This is a genomic window from Corynebacterium sp. LK14, assembly GCF_008042215.1.
Lineage (GTDB): Bacteria > Actinomycetota > Actinomycetes > Mycobacteriales > Mycobacteriaceae > Corynebacterium > Corynebacterium striatum.
Genome location: NZ_NOVQ01000009.1, coordinates 203,608 through 218,060, shown reverse-complemented (window position 1 = coordinate 218,060; position 14,453 = coordinate 203,608). Strand labels below are relative to the sequence as shown.

The window sequence follows — 14,453 nt, the reverse complement described above, 5'->3', positions numbered from 1 at the left end:
ACCGGCCTCCTTTACTAGCTGGGGGACAAGCCCTCGAGATAAGACAGCGCCGCCTCTTCATCGCCGGCGTTGATTTTTCCGTAGCGGGATTGATCCTGGTCGGGATCCCATGGATACGTTTTCAATTTCGGCATTTTCAGCCCTTGTGCCTGCTGCTTATTTAGCTGCCGGGCAAGAAGCTTCTCCCGGCGCGGCACCGCTTGCACCAGCGTCCACAGCAGGTCGTGTACCGAGGTCCACTCGTGGCCGTCGAGGCGGGCCCGGTGCAGCGCGGAACCTTCGGGGAGCCCATCGATAAGGACTTTCAGGCGTCGCGAGGTGATATCCCCGCGCATCCAATCAGCGACCGGGTCGCCGCCGTAGGTTGCGCTTAGCGCTGCTTCGCACGCCGCTGGGAACGATTCAAGTTCCGCTGGGATCGGGTTTTTCCCACTCGGTCATTGTGGTCCTCCACTGCCCACATGATTAGAGACAGCGGGTCTACCCCTTGCTCATTGGCAAGATTGATGAAATCGTCAGCCTCATCTTCGAGCATCAGCTCGGCCATTTCTACGCGCAGCGCTTCCGTAGAGATGATGCCAGCGTGGGAATCTTCGCGAAGCTCGGCATGTCGGTCATTCCAGTCTGCCCCGGCGATCTCCGGGGCGACGAAGTGGAATACACGGCCGGCGAATTCCACCGGGAATTTGTGGGCGTCGCCGACTACCTCGCGGCGCTTTTCGAGCAGGTGGTCAAGATTGATAGCAGCCATCAGGCTACCTCCTTAAAAATGGTGGGTCGAAAAAGTTCGTGGGTCTAAGAGAGGTAGGGGCCGCGGCGACCCACGAGCCGCGACCCCGTAAGGGTTACTGGATGGTTGCAGAGCCAGTGCCACCGACGAGCAGGTCGCCGTCGATGGTCAGGGTCCCGGTCACACCGTCGATGGTGTACGGGCCGCCGGCGGAACCGCTGACGGTTGCGGCTTCGCCACCTGCAACGGCGCGAAGAGCGTCCTGGACTGCCGCCGCTTCGGCGTTGTATTCCAAGGCAGACGTTGGAGCGCCGTCGATAGACAGGGTGAAGGTGCCCTCGGTAACGCCGCTAGGCAGGGTTGCAACCTTCTCCGCTGCAGTTGCAGATGGTTCGGACTCTTCACCGTTGGCCGGATCCTCGCTGGAACCTGGGTTACCGGCTGGTGCACCTGGCGTAGTGGACCAGTCACCCGGGTTACGGCCGGAGTTATCCGCTTCGAGAGTGGATCCAGCCTGGCCGGGCTTCCAGCCCTCCAGGAACTCACGGCGGATGGAGTAACCAAGCTCGTTGTCCAGGTTGGTCTTGAACGTGAACTGGTAACCGACAAGGTCAGTCTTGGTATAGACGATCTCGCCACGCTCGGAGACGGACGCTGCAGGCAGCAGGAAGCGGCGTGCCTTCTTGCCATCGATAACGTCAATGCACAGGCGGAATTGGAACTCCTCTGGCAGGGACTGGCCTTGCTCGAAAGAGACAACACCGGTCTCCGTATCGAGTTCCATGTCCTCGACGGCGACGCCGTAGTAAAGAGCGTTCGCCAGGCCGCCGATGGACCAGACGGTCGCCTGGAAAGTGAACTCCTGCGTAGCGACCTGAGAGCGCTGGGAGCCCTGCGCCTGCCACGGGGTCCAAGAGTTGCGCTCCTCGTTCAGAGCTTCGGTGATACCGGCGTCGGAGATCCAGCCCAGATCGACGAAAGGCTTCTCGTAGTCCGCCATGTTCTTTGGCATTTCAGTGCCCGGCGGCGCGTAGGTGAACTTACCTGTCACACCGAGGTTGAGCAGCTGGGTGGAGTAGTTAGGGGCCGACAGATCGACCTTTGGGGTTGCTACAGGCATGGGTTTTCCTCCTATAGGAATTCGGATTCATTGATGGGCGAAGCTAGGGTCACCGTCATTCCAAGACGGCGAACCTTGGGATTGCGATCGATGCGCCGCTCGGGGCGCGACACATCGAGCACCCGGACCGGGCCGTCCCTGAGCCGGGATAAAAACAGCCGGACGATATTTGCCAGCTTGACCGCTTCGCCGGTCTCCCACATGAGTGGGGAAACAAAAAAGTCAACGTCGATGTCTTCGACGTCGACGCCTAGAACATTGAGACCCGGGCGGCGCTCGGCCGGGCCTACAGTAAAAAGCCCGATAGTCGGGAGTTCCTCTAGTTCAAAGCCATGAGGAAGATCCACGAATACCGGGTGTGGGAAATTTGTCTTAAGCGCCTTAGTGAGAATTGCGAAATGATCAGCCACCGCGCGCCGCCCTTCTCAAGGCATTGATTCGTCTAACGGTTTCGGTGCCTTGTTCTTCCTCGCTGTTATCCGAGACCACATCGGCATAAGCGCGTCCTCCCGGGCGGATTCCCGTGCGGATGGAGTAATTAGCGGTACCGCCTTCCGCTCTAGAAATTGCGGTTGCTCGCGCGGCTGTTGCTTCCGCTCGGCGGCGAAGCGCCGCCTGCAGTTTCGGATCGCGGTTGATTTTTCGCCACATTTGGTCAAGGTAATCAGCCATCGATTCCCTCCAATTCAGCCTCGAGATGGTGAACAACGCCGGGTTTCCATGGGTCTGGCCACCGGGCTGGGGCTCCTCGAACTTCAAGTTCGAGTGTTCCTCCTACACGGATCACGCTCGAGGATTTCAGCTCGGGGATATCCGTGCCTGGTGGAGTGACCAGAAAATACGAGGTGGCAACTTGGGGGCGCTCAATTCCTCCCTCGGTGGTGGATACTTGTTGCACGCTGACGGGGAAGGCGACGGGGCGCCACTCGGGGTGGTCCCAATCTTCAACTGGTTTCGAGGAGTAGACAGATTCGACTAGTCGAGGCTGTTTGATTTCCAAGGCCATGTTGAAAATTATCGTTGGTTCGGTCATGGCCGGGCCCCCAATTTATAGAGGTCTAGCAGACGCCACTCTGTAGATTGCGGAGTGGCAGACCCTGGCGCCCCAACTGATATGCGGCCTACCGTGTAGGACGCTTGCGGTTGGACGGAGCGGGCGGCCATGGCGAGTACAACGCCGGTCAGATCAGCGAGTTTCTCGTACCCATGGCGTATTCGGGCGATGACTTTTCGAGGAACATCATCCCTTCTTGGCTTTAAGCCGGGAACGTAGACGACCCCATCATCTGAATAGACTAATCTGTCTATATCAACTGGGGATCCGTCAATCGAAAGCTCGATAACTTCCAGCAATCGCTTAGTAGGGAGGATTACCTGACCATCGCCAGGGACGAGCAACTCGAGACGCTCCTCGCGAACCGGCCAAATGTGCCAGCCCGCCAGCTCGCGGAGAGTTTCAACAGCGCGGTCGACAGCGGACTGCGGCACCTGCGGATCGGTCGTTACTACGCCGTGCTCGGGTGCCAAAGAAACATCCTCGTCAGCCATGATTCCCTCCTTGCGTTGGGTGCCTATTCAGACTTTGCGGCGGTGGCCTTTTTGCTTCGACCGCCAGACTTCTTCGGAGCACCGTCTTTGGTCTCGATGCCGCCGGTCGCTACTTCGCGAGCGGTTGGGTAATCACGCTCCGCGGTCTCGCGGGACAGCATGAGGGTTGTCTCGAAGCCGGAGCGAAGAACGACTCGGTATGGCCTTAGATCAGACTCCGCCATGACTATGCCTCCGCTGCTGCTTCGCCGATGGTGCCGGTGACGAATGCAGCCGGGCGCGGAACCATAAGGCCCAAACGCTCCTCGGCGCGCAATGTCACGAGGTTGTTCTCGAAGTCGTCCACGTTGGTGTTGGTGGAATCGACGCGCAGGCCGCCACGGCGCAGGATGGTCGAGCCCTGGCGGAACGCGCCCACCATGTACTTGCCCTTCTCGACCGCCGGGGTGGAAACCACGTTCAGGCCCCACACTGGCGGGTTGAGCATGATGCCACCCTGGCCGTACTGGCCCTGGAATGGGCCGCCGGCGAAGTACTGGCCGTTGCCATCCTTCTTCTTGCGAAGAGTCTGGTAATCCGCTGGGTTGAGCAGAATGCCGTCAGCGGTCAGCGGGGTTGCGAGAGCGACCATGTCGATCGCCTCGAGCAGGCCGTCGAACGGGTCGCCGCCAGCAATATCGTGCTTCTGGATGCCCTCGCGGTTGAACAGGCCGCGCAGGTTGGAGCCCTGGCCGTCGCCCTTGAGGAGCTGATTCTCCTCTTCAACAGACAGGTCATAAATGAGCTGGTTGTTGATGTAGTCCGCGATGAATGGCAGATCCTCGATCATCTCGTCGGAGATCTTGGTCAGGGCCGCGACCTTTGCTGGGGACTCGGTAACCAGGTCGAACGGGTTGTATCGGACGTAGGGCTTCTTGGCACCTTCGGCGACGGTGCCCGGCTTGCCTTCGGCGATGCGCTCGGCCTTTTCGACCAGGTACTTGATGACTGGCTGGGTCAGTCGAGCAGAGCCCATGATGTCGGCGGCAACCAGGCGTTCGCGGCGCTGGTTAACGATGTCACGGGACCACTCGGTGGCGTAGCCATCGACGACGCCCTGGCCTGCGCCAGAGGTCAAGGATGGATCAGAGGCGGCCTTGAACTCCGGGGCCTGATAGGACAGGACCTTACCTGGGGAGAAAGACTTGAGTTCGGATTCTGCATTCTTTACGAAGTGGCCGCCGAGAGTTCGGTCAGTCGGGTTGCCGGTGGAGGATTCCACGAGCTCGTCGGCGGCGGCCTTGGCGGAGGAAATTTCAGCGAAGAGGTCAGAGCGCTTTACGCGGCCCTGGATCTCGGAGTCGGTGTCATCGACTACGGACTTCAGTTCGGTGACGCGCTCGAAGATTTCCTCCGTCATGGAATCGCCGTGCTGTGCAACTAGGGACTTAGCCTCGGCCAGCGCCTCGTCGCGGGCGGCCTTGAGCTCCTGAATGGATTTAGGCATTGTTGCTCCTTTCGGTGAGCATAAGAAAAGCCCGTGCCGCTCGGGCCCGGGCTCGGTTTTCATTTTCAAGATCCGCCGTACCGGCGTCATCGTCAGCGCTCGAGCTTTTCAGCTCTTCGGCTGCGGATTGACATGCACGAGACAGCGCGGCACGCTCCATCGGCGCGAGCCCCTCGGCCTGCTTCACAGCGGTCGAAATTAGCTCCGCGGCCGATTTCACAGCCAGGATTTCGGTTTGTTCATTCGCCCCGATCGGGACTACAGACACCTCATAAAGTTTGAGGCGGGTCAATTCATAGACGAACTCGCCGTCTATCTCTGCCTCCGCGGCGTCGAGGACTCGGAAAGCAAAAGACATCTGAGACAGGCGTCGTTCCTTTAGCAGGCGGTAGACCTGCGCGGCCTTTTCGTTGTCGAGGTCTAGTTGTGCCTCGATTTTTAGACCGTGGTCGTCCTCGACTGCAGAAGTAACCACGCCGATGTTCGCGAAAGGATCGGCAAAGTCGTGGCCGTAGAGCAGCGGGATCTGATTTCCCGAGTCTGCCCATTCCTGCAACGTTTCAGCAAATGCACCCTTGCGGATAATGTCGCCATAGCTATCTACGTTGTCGAAAACGGCGGCATAGGCCTCGATAGTCCCGCCGGATTGATCGTCGGTTACGGTGGCCGCTTTCACGTCCACGCGGAAGTCTTTGTGCATTGGGGGCTGGCCCTCCTTTTCTTCGTCGTTCTCCATGCCTGGCAAGACGGGCGGGTTTTCGTACCACCGCTTAATTCGATCGATGGTGCCGGGCGGTCGCTTGTCTTTCTCGGCTCGTTCAATGCAGGTGTCAAGGCCGGGGTCGATGAGATGAAATTTCGCCCCAGCGGTCGCCAGCCGCTCAATTGCCTTTTGCCCGGGGTAGGACCAGATGAACCAGAAGTCCCCCGTGGGGTCCTCTTCTTCGTCCATGAGCCACCCGATGAGAGCGCGACGCATGATGGACACAGCCTCGGTGACCATTGGTGGCTTCTCATGGTCTAGGTCTTGCCCGGCAACCACGGAGGCAATCGCGTCATAGTCGAAGCGAGGAGTCCCAGGAACAGCGTGCTTTTGGACATAGCTGGATTTGCCAGAGCACGGCGGGCCAACAACTACATGAATCGTCATAATTCCTCCGTTCCTAGGTCGCGGTGTGCGAGCCTTACCTGGATGCCGGCGTCGCGCAACATGCCAGCGACTTTCTCAGCCGCGTAAACGCTTCGGTGCCACCCGGCGGAACAGGCAAAGACAACAAGAATGTCCGAACTGCGAAGCTCGTGGAGAAATTGCACGCTCATCGCCGCTGCAGACAGGTAGTCAGTAACCAGCGGGTTAGCTGTTTCAATCACCGACGCCGTGACTGGTTCGGTGCCGGGGAGGTCGTGAACTACCGGCGAAGGATCAGGAATGTTGAGGCAATCAAACACCATGTCAGCCTCAACAGGCGGAGGGGCTACAGATACCCCACAAGAGACAAGATGAACCGTCATGGCATGTCCTCCTCGTCATCTGCGCCTGGCTCGGCGTCGCTTTCTTCCTCTTCCGGCGGATCTTGGTTTTCACCTTGGCCGAATTCGGTATTCAAAGGGCGTGCGAGCTCATCGCCTCCGTCGATCTTTGGAAGATTGTTCATCTCGCGCCCCTCGTTGACCGTCATCCATGGAGCGCCGATAGCCTTCGAGGTAACGGCGGCTTGCTCTTCGAAGCGAGCTCGTAGTCGCTCTTGCATGTTGAACTCGACGTAAAAGCGCGAGGAATCAATCCCCATCATCGGCAAAAGGAAAGCGTTAATCGATTCCTCGATCCCCTTCATGATTGGCAGCAGGGAGTCGCCATAGAGGGACTGCCTAAATTCCTTAACGTTGGAGTAATTGGCGTTATCGAGGATGCCGACCATTGTCGGATTGACGTGATAGACCTGGGCGACGGTTTCCAGCGAGAGCTTGGTTTGCTCGACGACTTGCTCGTCCGACGCCTTCAAATGATGGGGAGTGAACTTCATGCCGTCCTCGAGCAGTGCAATGCCGCCCGCCCCGGATCCTCCGGCGGCGAACTGGGCGCGGAGGTCAGCTTTAAACCGCTGGCGGTCTTTGTGTTCCCACTTTGCGTCCACCGGGCGCTCAATGAATCCAGCCATGCGCGGCCCTCGGTCCCAGAGCTGGGATTGGTATTCTCCACGCGCTCGGTTTTGCTTCAGCACGTCCTTGAGCGCGAGGATTGGCGAGACTCCCAAGCGCAAACTATTGGGGTTGTAGCCGGTATGACGAATAAGGTTCTCGGCCGGGATAAAGACGTCCTCGCCTTTCCCGCCATGCCAAATCGAAATCCCTTCAAACGTCCACGGGTCAGAGAAGTGACGCTTCGAAATCCACCGCGGCGGGATAGGCAGAATAAACCATTCACCACCCCGGCCCTCGTCCTGGCCTACTGCCCAAATCCACTCGTCATAAAGGCACAGATCCATGACCGTCTGAGTGAGCAGATCCGACATGAGCAGCGAGCGCGAGGAACGTCGAAGCACACTAGCTAATTCCCCATCACGCACGCGCACCCGGCCGCCGTCGTCCTGCCGCTCGTAGGCATGTAGCGACACCGTCGAGACCATACGGGCAATAAAGCTCGTCACCGTACGAAGATGCGGCTGGGTTCGATACAGGTCTTCCACTGTCATGTTGTCGACGTGAAAGTTCCAAATATCGAGCACATCAAAGCCGCCCTGTTCGCGAACATAATCGCTCGGCGGGTCAAGGCGGGGGCGACGCCGGTCTAGGATCCGGTCGAGAATACCCATGGGGCCTCCTTAAAGAATCAGCAAACCAGCGTCCTGGTCGTCGGAATCGTCGAAGTCTTCCAGCTCGTCGTCCCAGCCGTCGCCGGAATATGCAGAGACCGCCGCCTCCTCATTGAGGTGCCCCAGCCACCAGGCGACGTTTGTCGCGATAAATGGCGTGGCGTCACCAACTGATTTGTCACGGTCCCAGATGAACACGTCTCCTGCCTTGCGGTCGCGGACTCCCAAGGCGGCGGCCTCAAGCCGCGTCGGAGTATCGACCTCGCCCGGCGCGCGCCCAGAATGGTGGACTTCCCTAGCTCGTATCGCGGTGAGGAATCCCAGGACGGAGCCTGACATAGAAGCGCCCTGCCACTCGGCGATGTCGATTTCTGCTTCTTCCAGTAGCGGGACGAGTGCCGCGGACGGGGCACCGCGGACTTGCATACCGACCCGGCCATCGAACCAGGTTCCACGGCGAGCATTGAGCCAGTCGGGAACCCAGGCGAAACCAGCACGTGAGGCGACAAGCTCAACATGCCAGTGCCCATCGTCGCGCTCCCACGCAACAGCGATATGAGCGGCGCGCGCTTCGGTGGATACGTCAATGCCCACGAATACCGGCGTGGATTCCGGATCAACCGATACAGGCGAGGCGAGCTCTTCCCAGAGCTCCTCACTGATTTTGCCTGGCTCGAGAGACTCGACCCATTGGCAGAGGTACTCGGTACGGAAACCATCAGGCGTGGCGTCCTCGTTCTCCGGGTCGACTGCAGACTTGGCTTTTGCCAGCATGTCAGACTCGGTGCGCACACCGTAGCCTAGCGAGGGGTTAGCCTCCGCCCAGCCTTCTCGATCGAAGATGGAGCGGTCGGGTTCTGCAGACCATTCCGCGAGGAATAACCGCTCCTCGGCGGTTGATTCGTTTCGGATAGCGCGAAGAGCGACGTTGCGCAACCGTCGAAGCACTACAGACTGGGCGGTGCCGGCGTTAGAGAAAGTCCAAATTTGGTTCCGCGGGCGCTCGGAGGTGGTGGGCTCGATTGCCTCCCACATGTCCTCGGTTTTGTGCTCGCGTAACTCGTCAAGCAGCGCCAGATCTACCGAGTAAGAGCGACCGCCGCCATTGTTGGCAACCACGTACCAGGCGGGCATTGTTCCCGCGGCGTCGAGCACGTGCTCAAGATCCGGCGGCACAGAGGCAAGCTCAATACGGTGCGAGCCATTGGCGGTGCGCATATACGGCACCCATTTGCCTCGGTCCATCCTGTAAGGCAGAAATGCCGTCATTTCCTCATGCGCTTTTGCCATGTTGAAAGCATCATCCAAAGTACCTTCGGCGACAGCGAGGTTCTGCGCCGTGGAAATCATCTCCGAGGCACCGTCATAGAACAGACGCCATAGCCCCAATACGCACATGACTAGCGTCTTACCGTTCTGGCGGGCGACCAGGACACACACCTGCCGGAAGCGATAATCGTAATAGCGGGATTCTGGAGTATCCGGGTCAAATACCTCCGAGCCCGGGACGGTAGTCATATCCAACTCCAGAGCATGAATAAACAACCACCGCTGCCACGGGCGAAGCGTCAACCCAAGCACATCCTCGGCAAACTCAATAAGCGCAAAGCCAAGAGACGTCTCCGGGGTTAGCTCAACCAGCGGTGGGGTGAAAATACGGGGCTCGGTATGACCTTTAAGCGCCCCGGCCACGTAGCTTCGCCCGACGCGCCGCTATCTCATTGTTCGCAACAGCTCCCGGCTTGCCCTCTCGCCCCTTATTCGAATCCCCGCCAAGAGCCATACGGCCCGGAGCCGTGCACCCCAAATCAGCAAGAACACCTTTGAAATGCGGAATCATGTAAATAGCTTTTGTCGCCTGCTGACCACCTGCAGCAATATCGACTTCAATCTGTTGAGCAGCCATCATGGCAGTGACGACAAGAGCTTCATCTTCTGGTTTTATCTGGTCACCGCGGCGCTGAATCGATCGCGCGGTCGCCTGTTCAAGCTGGCCATAGCTATAGGCCTCCATTGCTATCCCTCATTTCCAAATCAAACTACGGTCAAACTTCCGCATGTTTCACGTCGTACTTCGTCAAAAGCTTCTCAACCTCGGGGTCCAGCTCAACGCTAGGAAGGATCACCACCCGGGAACCGGAAGGAATACCGCGAACCGCGCCACGTTTTATCGACAACGGAGAAGCCGCCAGGCGTTGCGGCCAACCACGCTCCGCACAGTACTGGGCCGCGGCATAAAGACGCGGGCCAATAACAACGGCAGGAAAAGCTGGCATGAGGACTCCTTGAAAGGGGTGATGGATCTTTAACGCGCGCGTGCGCGCGATGGGGTGCCTCGGCGCGCGGGGAGAGAGGAAAGGCCCGCCCCCCTCGTTTTCCGCAGTGTTTTTCATTAGTGATTTTTGCCCCCTACCCCCTAGCGGGCCGTGTGTGGTTACCAGGTGGCGCTGTGGTTGCCGAGTGGGAGGGGTATGTCTTTTTTGCCTCGGCTGCGGTTGCAGGAGGCGTGGGCGGGGCGGAGGTTGTCAGGGTCGAGGGCGAGTTCGGGGTGGTCGGCTCGTGGGTGGTAGTGGTCGGGTTCGAAGGCGTTGGTGGTTCCTGCTGGTGCTTGGTAGTCGATGGGTTGTCCGCATAGCCAGCATGGGAGGTTTTGGGCTTGGCATTGGGTGAGGTATTGGCGGCGGAGTTTGAGGGCTGCGCGGCCGGTCCATTTGTCTTGTGCCATGGTTTTCTCCGGGTATGAAAAATCCCTCGTGGCGCTGCCGCTTGGGCGCGCACACGAGGGTCGCAGGGGTCATTATACACGGTTGCGTGACAATGTCGAGTCGTTACTGGTCAGGCGTTGGTGGTTCCTTTCATGTGGGTGAGTACTTGGCTGGGGCGGTAGAGGTTGCGGCCGCCTGATGATTGGGCTTCGATGATGCCGCGGTGTGCGAGTTGGCGGAGTTGTGCGGTGGTTACTCGGTGGCCGTGGGCGGCGCATAGGGTGACTACCTGCCGGGCTGTTTGCCAGGGCTCGGGCCTATCGATTCGAGGGGCGGCGGGATACAGCAGGCGGTTGATGCGGTGGGTTTGGTAGGTCAGTTCGGTGTCGAGTTCGTCGGCGACGTCGAGGGTTGCGAGTGGCCAGGCGTTGAAGATGATCCAGTCGAGCATTGGGCGCCAGGACTTCGGGAGCATGCGCTCGGGTTGGATGTAGCGCTTGGCGTCGCAGACGAAATCATAGAGCCGGGTTTCTAGTTCTATGCAGAGCTCAACGGGTTTGTCGTGGCCGGGGGTTTGTGGGCCGAGTCGTCCGCCTGGTCGCATGGTTCGTTGGTCGCGTATTTGACCGGTGGCGTGTTTGGCTTGTTCGAGTTCAGCGAAGGCGCGCGCGAGTGTGCGGGCGTGGGTTTGGAGTCGATGGTCATCGATGGTCATCGCTATCGGGGGACCTCCTCCATTGGCGGTGGTGGTGGGATTGGTGGCATTTGTCGGTTCATGATTCCGTGTTCCCAGAGTGCGTATTCGATTTTGTAGAGGCGCTCTTCGAGTTCGTTCATGTGGTTTCCTTGTTGGTCATTGGTGGCTTCTTTCGATGGTGATGTGTGCGCCTGTCCAGCCTTGTGGGTGGTATTTTTTGGTGGCGTGCCAGGTGGTGATGCGGGCGTCGTCTTTGATTACGCCGGCCATTGTGAGGGCGTCGCCTAGTGCGCGGCATAGTTTGTCGGCATCGGGGGGTACGGCTGGTTCGGGGAATCGTGGGCGTTTGGGTTTGGGCATAAAAAATACCGCTGTGACCTCTATGGGTTCATCTAGCGGTTGTCCTGTGTACTGGTGGCACATGTAGGTTATGAGGGCTGTGCGCCAGGGTTTGAGGTATTTGGATTGTTCTATCATGCGCCCTCCACCTACGTGGCGTTTGGAGCCTTGGGCGGCGGGGCGGCCTGGGATTTCGAAGTGCAGTCTCATTCCTCCATCACCTCCGGGGCGCTGACGAGTCGGCGAACAAGGCGCGTTTCTTGCCCGGGGTGGTCGCGATAGGCGCGGACTTCTTGGACGGCTTCGTTGTCTTGCCAGCGGCAATCCCATGACTCGCGGCTGTATTCCCATCCGCCCGGTGTCAGATATTGCACCGCGTATTCCCACTCCCCCGGTACTGATGTGCCGTGTGGCAGTACATACGTCCGTGTCCTTGCTTTTTCGTCTGCGTAGGCGATTGCCTCCGCAAACGTGGCTTTGTTTCCCCAATTCACGCCTGTTGGCGAGGTGATACACCACCGCGGGCCGTAGCAGGAATCATCCTCATCTGGATGCATGAACATCGTGTTTTCAAGGCGTATTTTCCACTTGCTCATGGCTTCACTTCTTCTGGTTGGGAGACGAGACGAAGGACGAGGCGGACGGGGTGAGTGTTTTTCTCGCGGGCCTTGACTGCCACGGCGTGGGCCTCGCTGGGTTTGGACGTCCACCATGCACGATCCGGGTATTTCGTGCAGATTCCGGGGCGGACATACAGGCGTGTCCCGATTTGCACACCATATTCATAGGTCATGCCTGCGATTTGTCCTGACAGGTCGCAGATGGTGCTTGCCGCTCGGTCAACGCCTACCCCTCCGGCATTTAGAGCTTCAACACGACGCGCTTCTTCTGGGGTCATGTTAGGCATTGGTGTTCCTTTCGGTTGGAGATTTCGGAGATTTAGTCCGATTTGAGTGGGGTGATGATTTCGACGTCGCAATCGTCGGTTCGTAGCCAGCGGGTGCCGTTGAGGAGCCACCAGGCTTCTAGATCGATGTCGCTGTGGCTGCGGACGACGAGTTGTGGGAGGCCGCCGCAGACGGTGGCGAGGAATGGGGTTCCGGCTGGGGTGTGAAGTGGGTTGGTGATGATTTCGCAGTCGACAACGTCGCTGTCGGTTTCGTCGGTGTAGCGGGCGTCAGCGTCGAGGTCGATGTCGTCCGAGGGGATGGTGACGGTTACGCCGTAGATGTTGCTGCCGATGTGGTTGATTGTCGGCTCTGGATCGTGCATCACGATGAGTTCCTGGCCGTTGACGCGGAAGGCGTTGGGGCTGATGGTGATTTTTGGTAAGTGCATGTGGGTTCCTTTAGCGGTAGCGGAATACGGGGCGTGGGTTGGAGGGGTGGCGGCTTGAATGCCGCTTGACGGGTATGGCGCCCAATTGGCGGGCGCAGGCGCGGCCGATGATGTATTGGGCTTCGGTGAGTTGGCCGTGTTCAGCGCGTGTGACTAGCCGTGCGATGAGGCTCGGAAAGGTGGTAGGCATTCGAGTCCTTTCAGAAGGGCGGTTCGGGTTTGTGGTTGCAGCGTTGGGCGGTGCCGTTGGCGTAGCGGATGCCGTTGTCGTCGCAGAGGTTGCAGGCGTCGATCGCGGCGCGGCGTTGCGCCTTGGCGTCGGCATTGGCCTGGCTGGTTTGTTCGGCTTCCCAGGCGTCGTTGATTAGGGTGCGCAGCAGTCCGGGGCCTTTGGGCTCGGGGCGTCGGTTGAATTCTCGTGTCCCGGCGGCGATGGCAGTGTCGGGGATGCCGGCGTCGCGGGCGCGGCGCGTAGCGTCCGCTAGCTCGTCGAGAGTTAGGCTGCCAGCCGCTTGCCTATCCCCTTGATCACCGTAAGTTGGCTGGCTACCTGTACCCCCTATATTGGTCGGGTCGGGTCGGGACGGGACGGGTATGGTACCGGACATTTCGGTGACTCCCTCAAATGTCCCCTCGGTAGACATTTCGGGGACTCCCCCGGGGACATTTTGGCGATTGCGCTGGTTGTCGAGTTTTTGGCGGCGCGATTTGCGTTTCTTTTCGCGCCAAACTGCGCGCTCTTCCTCACGCTCTTCGCGACTCGGTTGGTAGTCAAACCATGATCGAAATGAGTAGCATTTCGCACCCAAATCGGATCGTGTTTCGACCCATAAACCACACTCAATTAGCGCACGAATCTGACTAGGAGTGCCCTTCAACGCCTTCACACGAGACGCCGGAATCACCCCATCCGTCTCATGCTTCGAACACCAGGAACCAGACTTCACCCACAGTCCAATGGCCGCATTCGAAAGGTTCTCCACCTTCGGATGATCATAGAAACCATCATCAACTTTGAACCAAGTAATTTTCCTCCCCTCCTTCCAGTCGGTAAGTAATCTTTGCGATTGCCAGGACCACGGCAGGGTTAATCACCACACCGTGGCGGGCCGCGCAGGCAATAGCCATGTAGGCGTGGTCTTGGATACTCATGCCGCGCGATTAGCTTCTTTAACGAGTTCGCCTTCGAGGCGTCTTCCAGTCGTGGTGTACGTCCAGGTGCTCTGCCCGGGTTCTCCCGCCCGCTTGTTGGGGCGGATGAGGTCGTGGCGTTGTAGCCAGCGAATCGCGGCATCGGGCATATCATCCAGCGGGCGTTTGGTAGCGATCATGGTGCGAAGTCCGCGCGGGATAGTCCGGCGGCATTCATTAACGGAGTTTGGGTTCTTAACCACCTTTGGGTTGAGGTCACCGTCGGTCATAAAGAGTCCTTTCATAGGGGCTAATAGGAAAGCCCCGCCGTGGACTATTGAGGTCCTAAGCGGGGCGCATAGAGGTCAGGCCGAATCGGGCGATTCGGTTGGGAACATTCGGCGAAGCCGCGCACGTTGCACGTCAGTCAGCTCAACGCCGTTATCGTCGGCAAAAGCCAGTATCTCCTCGGCGGATACACCGGCGGTAGCCTCACGAGAAAGGCGAGTTAAAGCCGCCAGGGCGTCAGGATTTGCCATAGGATCA

At 59.0% G+C, this 14,453-nt stretch carries 26 protein-coding genes; 1 reads left to right on the top strand and 25 read right to left on the bottom strand.

From position 1 onward, the window contains the following. Positions 1-14: 14 nt before the first annotated feature. The 22 genes from CHU71_RS04415 to CHU71_RS04315 all read right to left on the bottom strand — a co-directional run bounded on the left by CHU71_RS04415 (position 15) and on the right by CHU71_RS04315 (position 12,966). The gene (locus CHU71_RS04415) at positions 15-335 is read right to left on the bottom strand and encodes a hypothetical protein (RefSeq protein ID WP_147760305.1); all 321 of its coding nucleotides are present in this window, start codon (positions 333-335) and stop codon (positions 15-17) included. A gap of 35 nt (positions 336-370) precedes the next feature. Then, positions 371-751 carry a hypothetical protein gene (locus CHU71_RS04410; protein WP_147760304.1) on the bottom strand — a complete coding sequence of 127 codons (381 nt, stop codon included), beginning with the start codon at positions 749-751 and terminating at the stop codon, positions 371-373. 94 nt (positions 752-845) lie between these two features. Then, a complete protein-coding gene (locus CHU71_RS04405; RefSeq protein ID WP_147760303.1) occupies positions 846-1,850 on the bottom strand; it encodes a phage tail protein in 1,005 nt (334 codons plus the stop codon). 11 nt (positions 1,851-1,861) lie between these two features. Further along, entirely contained in the window at positions 1,862-2,260 is a 399-nt protein-coding gene (locus CHU71_RS04400) for a hypothetical protein (protein WP_147760302.1), read from the bottom strand. After that, positions 2,253-2,522, bottom strand: a complete 270-nt coding sequence (locus CHU71_RS04395) for a hypothetical protein (protein WP_147760301.1) — start codon at positions 2,520-2,522, stop codon at positions 2,253-2,255. The genes CHU71_RS04400 and CHU71_RS04395 overlap by 8 nt, the downstream gene beginning before the upstream one ends. After that, positions 2,515-2,883, bottom strand: a complete 369-nt coding sequence (locus CHU71_RS04390; RefSeq protein ID WP_147760300.1) for a hypothetical protein — start codon at positions 2,881-2,883, stop codon at positions 2,515-2,517. Before CHU71_RS04390 ends, CHU71_RS04395 begins: the two co-directional genes overlap by 8 nt. Next, on the bottom strand, positions 2,880-3,398 hold the full coding sequence (locus CHU71_RS04385) for a hypothetical protein (protein WP_147760299.1): 519 nt from the start codon (positions 3,396-3,398) through the stop codon (positions 2,880-2,882). The genes CHU71_RS04390 and CHU71_RS04385 overlap by 4 nt, the downstream gene beginning before the upstream one ends. A gap of 23 nt (positions 3,399-3,421) precedes the next feature. Beyond that, complete coding sequence (locus tag CHU71_RS04380) at positions 3,422-3,622, bottom strand: hypothetical protein (protein WP_147760298.1); 201 nt, start codon at positions 3,620-3,622, stop codon at positions 3,422-3,424. Between the two features lie 2 nt (positions 3,623-3,624). Then, positions 3,625-4,884 (bottom strand): phage major capsid protein, encoded by a 1,260-nt coding sequence (locus CHU71_RS04375; RefSeq protein WP_147760297.1) that lies wholly within the window; start codon positions 4,882-4,884, stop codon positions 3,625-3,627. Continuing rightward, complete coding sequence (locus CHU71_RS04370) at positions 4,877-6,034, bottom strand: HK97 family phage prohead protease (protein ID WP_147760296.1); 1,158 nt, start codon at positions 6,032-6,034, stop codon at positions 4,877-4,879. Before CHU71_RS04370 ends, CHU71_RS04375 begins: the two co-directional genes overlap by 8 nt. Next, positions 6,031-6,396 (bottom strand): RNase adapter RapZ, encoded by a 366-nt coding sequence (locus CHU71_RS04365; RefSeq protein ID WP_147760295.1) that lies wholly within the window; start codon positions 6,394-6,396, stop codon positions 6,031-6,033. The genes CHU71_RS04370 and CHU71_RS04365 overlap by 4 nt, the downstream gene beginning before the upstream one ends. Then, on the bottom strand, positions 6,393-7,697 hold the full coding sequence (locus tag CHU71_RS04360) for a phage portal protein (RefSeq protein WP_147760294.1): 1,305 nt from the start codon (positions 7,695-7,697) through the stop codon (positions 6,393-6,395). The genes CHU71_RS04365 and CHU71_RS04360 overlap by 4 nt, the downstream gene beginning before the upstream one ends. Positions 7,698-7,706: 9 nt before the next feature. Continuing rightward, positions 7,707-9,215 carry a terminase large subunit gene (locus CHU71_RS04355; RefSeq protein WP_255456391.1) on the bottom strand — a complete coding sequence of 503 codons (1,509 nt, stop codon included), beginning with the start codon at positions 9,213-9,215 and terminating at the stop codon, positions 7,707-7,709. Between the two features lie 157 nt (positions 9,216-9,372). After that, the gene (locus CHU71_RS04350) at positions 9,373-9,711 is read right to left on the bottom strand and encodes a hypothetical protein (protein WP_147760292.1); all 339 of its coding nucleotides are present in this window, start codon (positions 9,709-9,711) and stop codon (positions 9,373-9,375) included. A 31-nt stretch (positions 9,712-9,742) separates the two neighbouring features. Further along, positions 9,743-9,973 (bottom strand): hypothetical protein, encoded by a 231-nt coding sequence (locus CHU71_RS04345; protein ID WP_147760291.1) that lies wholly within the window; start codon positions 9,971-9,973, stop codon positions 9,743-9,745. Positions 9,974-10,131: 158 nt separating this feature from the next. Next, complete coding sequence (locus CHU71_RS04340) at positions 10,132-10,422, bottom strand: HNH endonuclease (RefSeq protein ID WP_147760290.1); 291 nt, start codon at positions 10,420-10,422, stop codon at positions 10,132-10,134. A gap of 110 nt (positions 10,423-10,532) precedes the next feature. Further along, positions 10,533-11,117, bottom strand: coding sequence for a hypothetical protein (locus CHU71_RS04335; RefSeq protein ID WP_147760289.1), 585 nt, complete (start codon positions 11,115-11,117; stop codon positions 10,533-10,535). 138 nt (positions 11,118-11,255) lie between these two features. Further along, the gene (locus CHU71_RS13175; protein ID WP_187272021.1) at positions 11,256-11,648 is read right to left on the bottom strand and encodes a RusA family crossover junction endodeoxyribonuclease; all 393 of its coding nucleotides are present in this window, start codon (positions 11,646-11,648) and stop codon (positions 11,256-11,258) included. Further along, positions 11,645-12,034 (bottom strand): hypothetical protein, encoded by a 390-nt coding sequence (locus CHU71_RS12800; RefSeq protein WP_187272020.1) that lies wholly within the window; start codon positions 12,032-12,034, stop codon positions 11,645-11,647. The genes CHU71_RS13175 and CHU71_RS12800 overlap by 4 nt, the downstream gene beginning before the upstream one ends. Next, on the bottom strand, positions 12,031-12,345 hold the full coding sequence (locus CHU71_RS04325) for a hypothetical protein (RefSeq protein WP_147760287.1): 315 nt from the start codon (positions 12,343-12,345) through the stop codon (positions 12,031-12,033). The genes CHU71_RS12800 and CHU71_RS04325 overlap by 4 nt, the downstream gene beginning before the upstream one ends. A gap of 32 nt (positions 12,346-12,377) precedes the next feature. Beyond that, entirely contained in the window at positions 12,378-12,776 is a 399-nt protein-coding gene (locus tag CHU71_RS04320; protein ID WP_147760286.1) for a hypothetical protein, read from the bottom strand. Positions 12,777-12,786: 10 nt separating this feature from the next. Then, complete coding sequence (locus tag CHU71_RS04315; protein WP_147760285.1) at positions 12,787-12,966, bottom strand: hypothetical protein; 180 nt, start codon at positions 12,964-12,966, stop codon at positions 12,787-12,789. Between the two features lie 31 nt (positions 12,967-12,997). Between CHU71_RS04315 and CHU71_RS12795 the strand changes: the two genes are divergently transcribed. After that, positions 12,998-13,144, top strand: coding sequence for a hypothetical protein (locus CHU71_RS12795; protein ID WP_187272019.1), 147 nt, complete (start codon positions 12,998-13,000; stop codon positions 13,142-13,144). 640 nt (positions 13,145-13,784) lie between these two features. On the opposite strand, the gene CHU71_RS12790 is transcribed toward CHU71_RS12795, so the two are convergent. The 3 genes from CHU71_RS12790 to CHU71_RS12785 form a co-directional block, all read right to left on the bottom strand. Continuing rightward, the gene (locus CHU71_RS12790) at positions 13,785-13,928 is read right to left on the bottom strand and encodes a hypothetical protein (protein WP_187272018.1); all 144 of its coding nucleotides are present in this window, start codon (positions 13,926-13,928) and stop codon (positions 13,785-13,787) included. Continuing rightward, positions 13,925-14,197, bottom strand: coding sequence for a hypothetical protein (locus CHU71_RS04310; protein WP_147760284.1), 273 nt, complete (start codon positions 14,195-14,197; stop codon positions 13,925-13,927). The genes CHU71_RS12790 and CHU71_RS04310 overlap by 4 nt, the downstream gene beginning before the upstream one ends. Before the next feature lie 75 nt (positions 14,198-14,272). Then, positions 14,273-14,446, bottom strand: coding sequence for a hypothetical protein (locus CHU71_RS12785; protein ID WP_161798071.1), 174 nt, complete (start codon positions 14,444-14,446; stop codon positions 14,273-14,275). Positions 14,447-14,453 lie beyond the last annotated feature (7 nt).

What these genes read in the sequence shown, in the direction of transcription:
- CHU71_RS04415 (WP_147760305.1), bottom strand. Translation starts at nt 335, where the DNA reads ATGCGCGGGGATATCACCTCGCGACGCCTGAAAGTCCTTATCGATGGG.
- CHU71_RS04410 (WP_147760304.1), bottom strand. Translation starts at nt 751, where the DNA reads ATGGCTGCTATCAATCTTGACCACCTGCTCGAAAAGCGCCGCGAGGTA.
- CHU71_RS04405 (WP_147760303.1), bottom strand. Translation starts at nt 1,850, where the DNA reads ATGCCTGTAGCAACCCCAAAGGTCGATCTGTCGGCCCCTAACTACTCC.
- CHU71_RS04395 (WP_147760301.1), bottom strand. Translation starts at nt 2,522, where the DNA reads ATGGCTGATTACCTTGACCAAATGTGGCGAAAAATCAACCGCGATCCG.
- CHU71_RS04390 (WP_147760300.1), bottom strand. Translation starts at nt 2,883, where the DNA reads ATGACCGAACCAACGATAATTTTCAACATGGCCTTGGAAATCAAACAG.
- CHU71_RS04385 (WP_147760299.1), bottom strand. Translation starts at nt 3,398, where the DNA reads ATGGCTGACGAGGATGTTTCTTTGGCACCCGAGCACGGCGTAGTAACG.
- CHU71_RS04380 (WP_147760298.1), bottom strand. Translation starts at nt 3,622, where the DNA reads ATGGCGGAGTCTGATCTAAGGCCATACCGAGTCGTTCTTCGCTCCGGC.
- CHU71_RS04375 (WP_147760297.1), bottom strand. Translation starts at nt 4,884, where the DNA reads ATGCCTAAATCCATTCAGGAGCTCAAGGCCGCCCGCGACGAGGCGCTG.
- CHU71_RS04370 (WP_147760296.1), bottom strand. Translation starts at nt 6,034, where the DNA reads ATGACGATTCATGTAGTTGTTGGCCCGCCGTGCTCTGGCAAATCCAGC.
- CHU71_RS04365 (WP_147760295.1), bottom strand. Translation starts at nt 6,396, where the DNA reads ATGACGGTTCATCTTGTCTCTTGTGGGGTATCTGTAGCCCCTCCGCCT.
- CHU71_RS04360 (WP_147760294.1), bottom strand. Translation starts at nt 7,697, where the DNA reads ATGGGTATTCTCGACCGGATCCTAGACCGGCGTCGCCCCCGCCTTGAC.
- CHU71_RS04355 (WP_255456391.1), bottom strand. Translation starts at nt 9,215, where the DNA reads ATGACTACCGTCCCGGGCTCGGAGGTATTTGACCCGGATACTCCAGAA.
- CHU71_RS04350 (WP_147760292.1), bottom strand. Translation starts at nt 9,711, where the DNA reads ATGGAGGCCTATAGCTATGGCCAGCTTGAACAGGCGACCGCGCGATCG.
- CHU71_RS04345 (WP_147760291.1), bottom strand. Translation starts at nt 9,973, where the DNA reads ATGCCAGCTTTTCCTGCCGTTGTTATTGGCCCGCGTCTTTATGCCGCG.
- CHU71_RS04340 (WP_147760290.1), bottom strand. Translation starts at nt 10,422, where the DNA reads ATGGCACAAGACAAATGGACCGGCCGCGCAGCCCTCAAACTCCGCCGC.
- CHU71_RS04335 (WP_147760289.1), bottom strand. Translation starts at nt 11,117, where the DNA reads ATGACCATCGATGACCATCGACTCCAAACCCACGCCCGCACACTCGCG.
- CHU71_RS13175 (WP_187272021.1), bottom strand. Translation starts at nt 11,648, where the DNA reads ATGAGACTGCACTTCGAAATCCCAGGCCGCCCCGCCGCCCAAGGCTCC.
- CHU71_RS12800 (WP_187272020.1), bottom strand. Translation starts at nt 12,034, where the DNA reads ATGAGCAAGTGGAAAATACGCCTTGAAAACACGATGTTCATGCATCCA.
- CHU71_RS04325 (WP_147760287.1), bottom strand. Translation starts at nt 12,345, where the DNA reads ATGCCTAACATGACCCCAGAAGAAGCGCGTCGTGTTGAAGCTCTAAAT.
- CHU71_RS04320 (WP_147760286.1), bottom strand. Translation starts at nt 12,776, where the DNA reads ATGCACTTACCAAAAATCACCATCAGCCCCAACGCCTTCCGCGTCAAC.
- CHU71_RS04315 (WP_147760285.1), bottom strand. Translation starts at nt 12,966, where the DNA reads ATGCCTACCACCTTTCCGAGCCTCATCGCACGGCTAGTCACACGCGCT.
- CHU71_RS12790 (WP_187272018.1), bottom strand. Translation starts at nt 13,928, where the DNA reads ATGAGTATCCAAGACCACGCCTACATGGCTATTGCCTGCGCGGCCCGC.
- CHU71_RS04310 (WP_147760284.1), bottom strand. Translation starts at nt 14,197, where the DNA reads ATGACCGACGGTGACCTCAACCCAAAGGTGGTTAAGAACCCAAACTCC.
- CHU71_RS12785 (WP_161798071.1), bottom strand. Translation starts at nt 14,446, where the DNA reads ATGGCAAATCCTGACGCCCTGGCGGCTTTAACTCGCCTTTCTCGTGAG.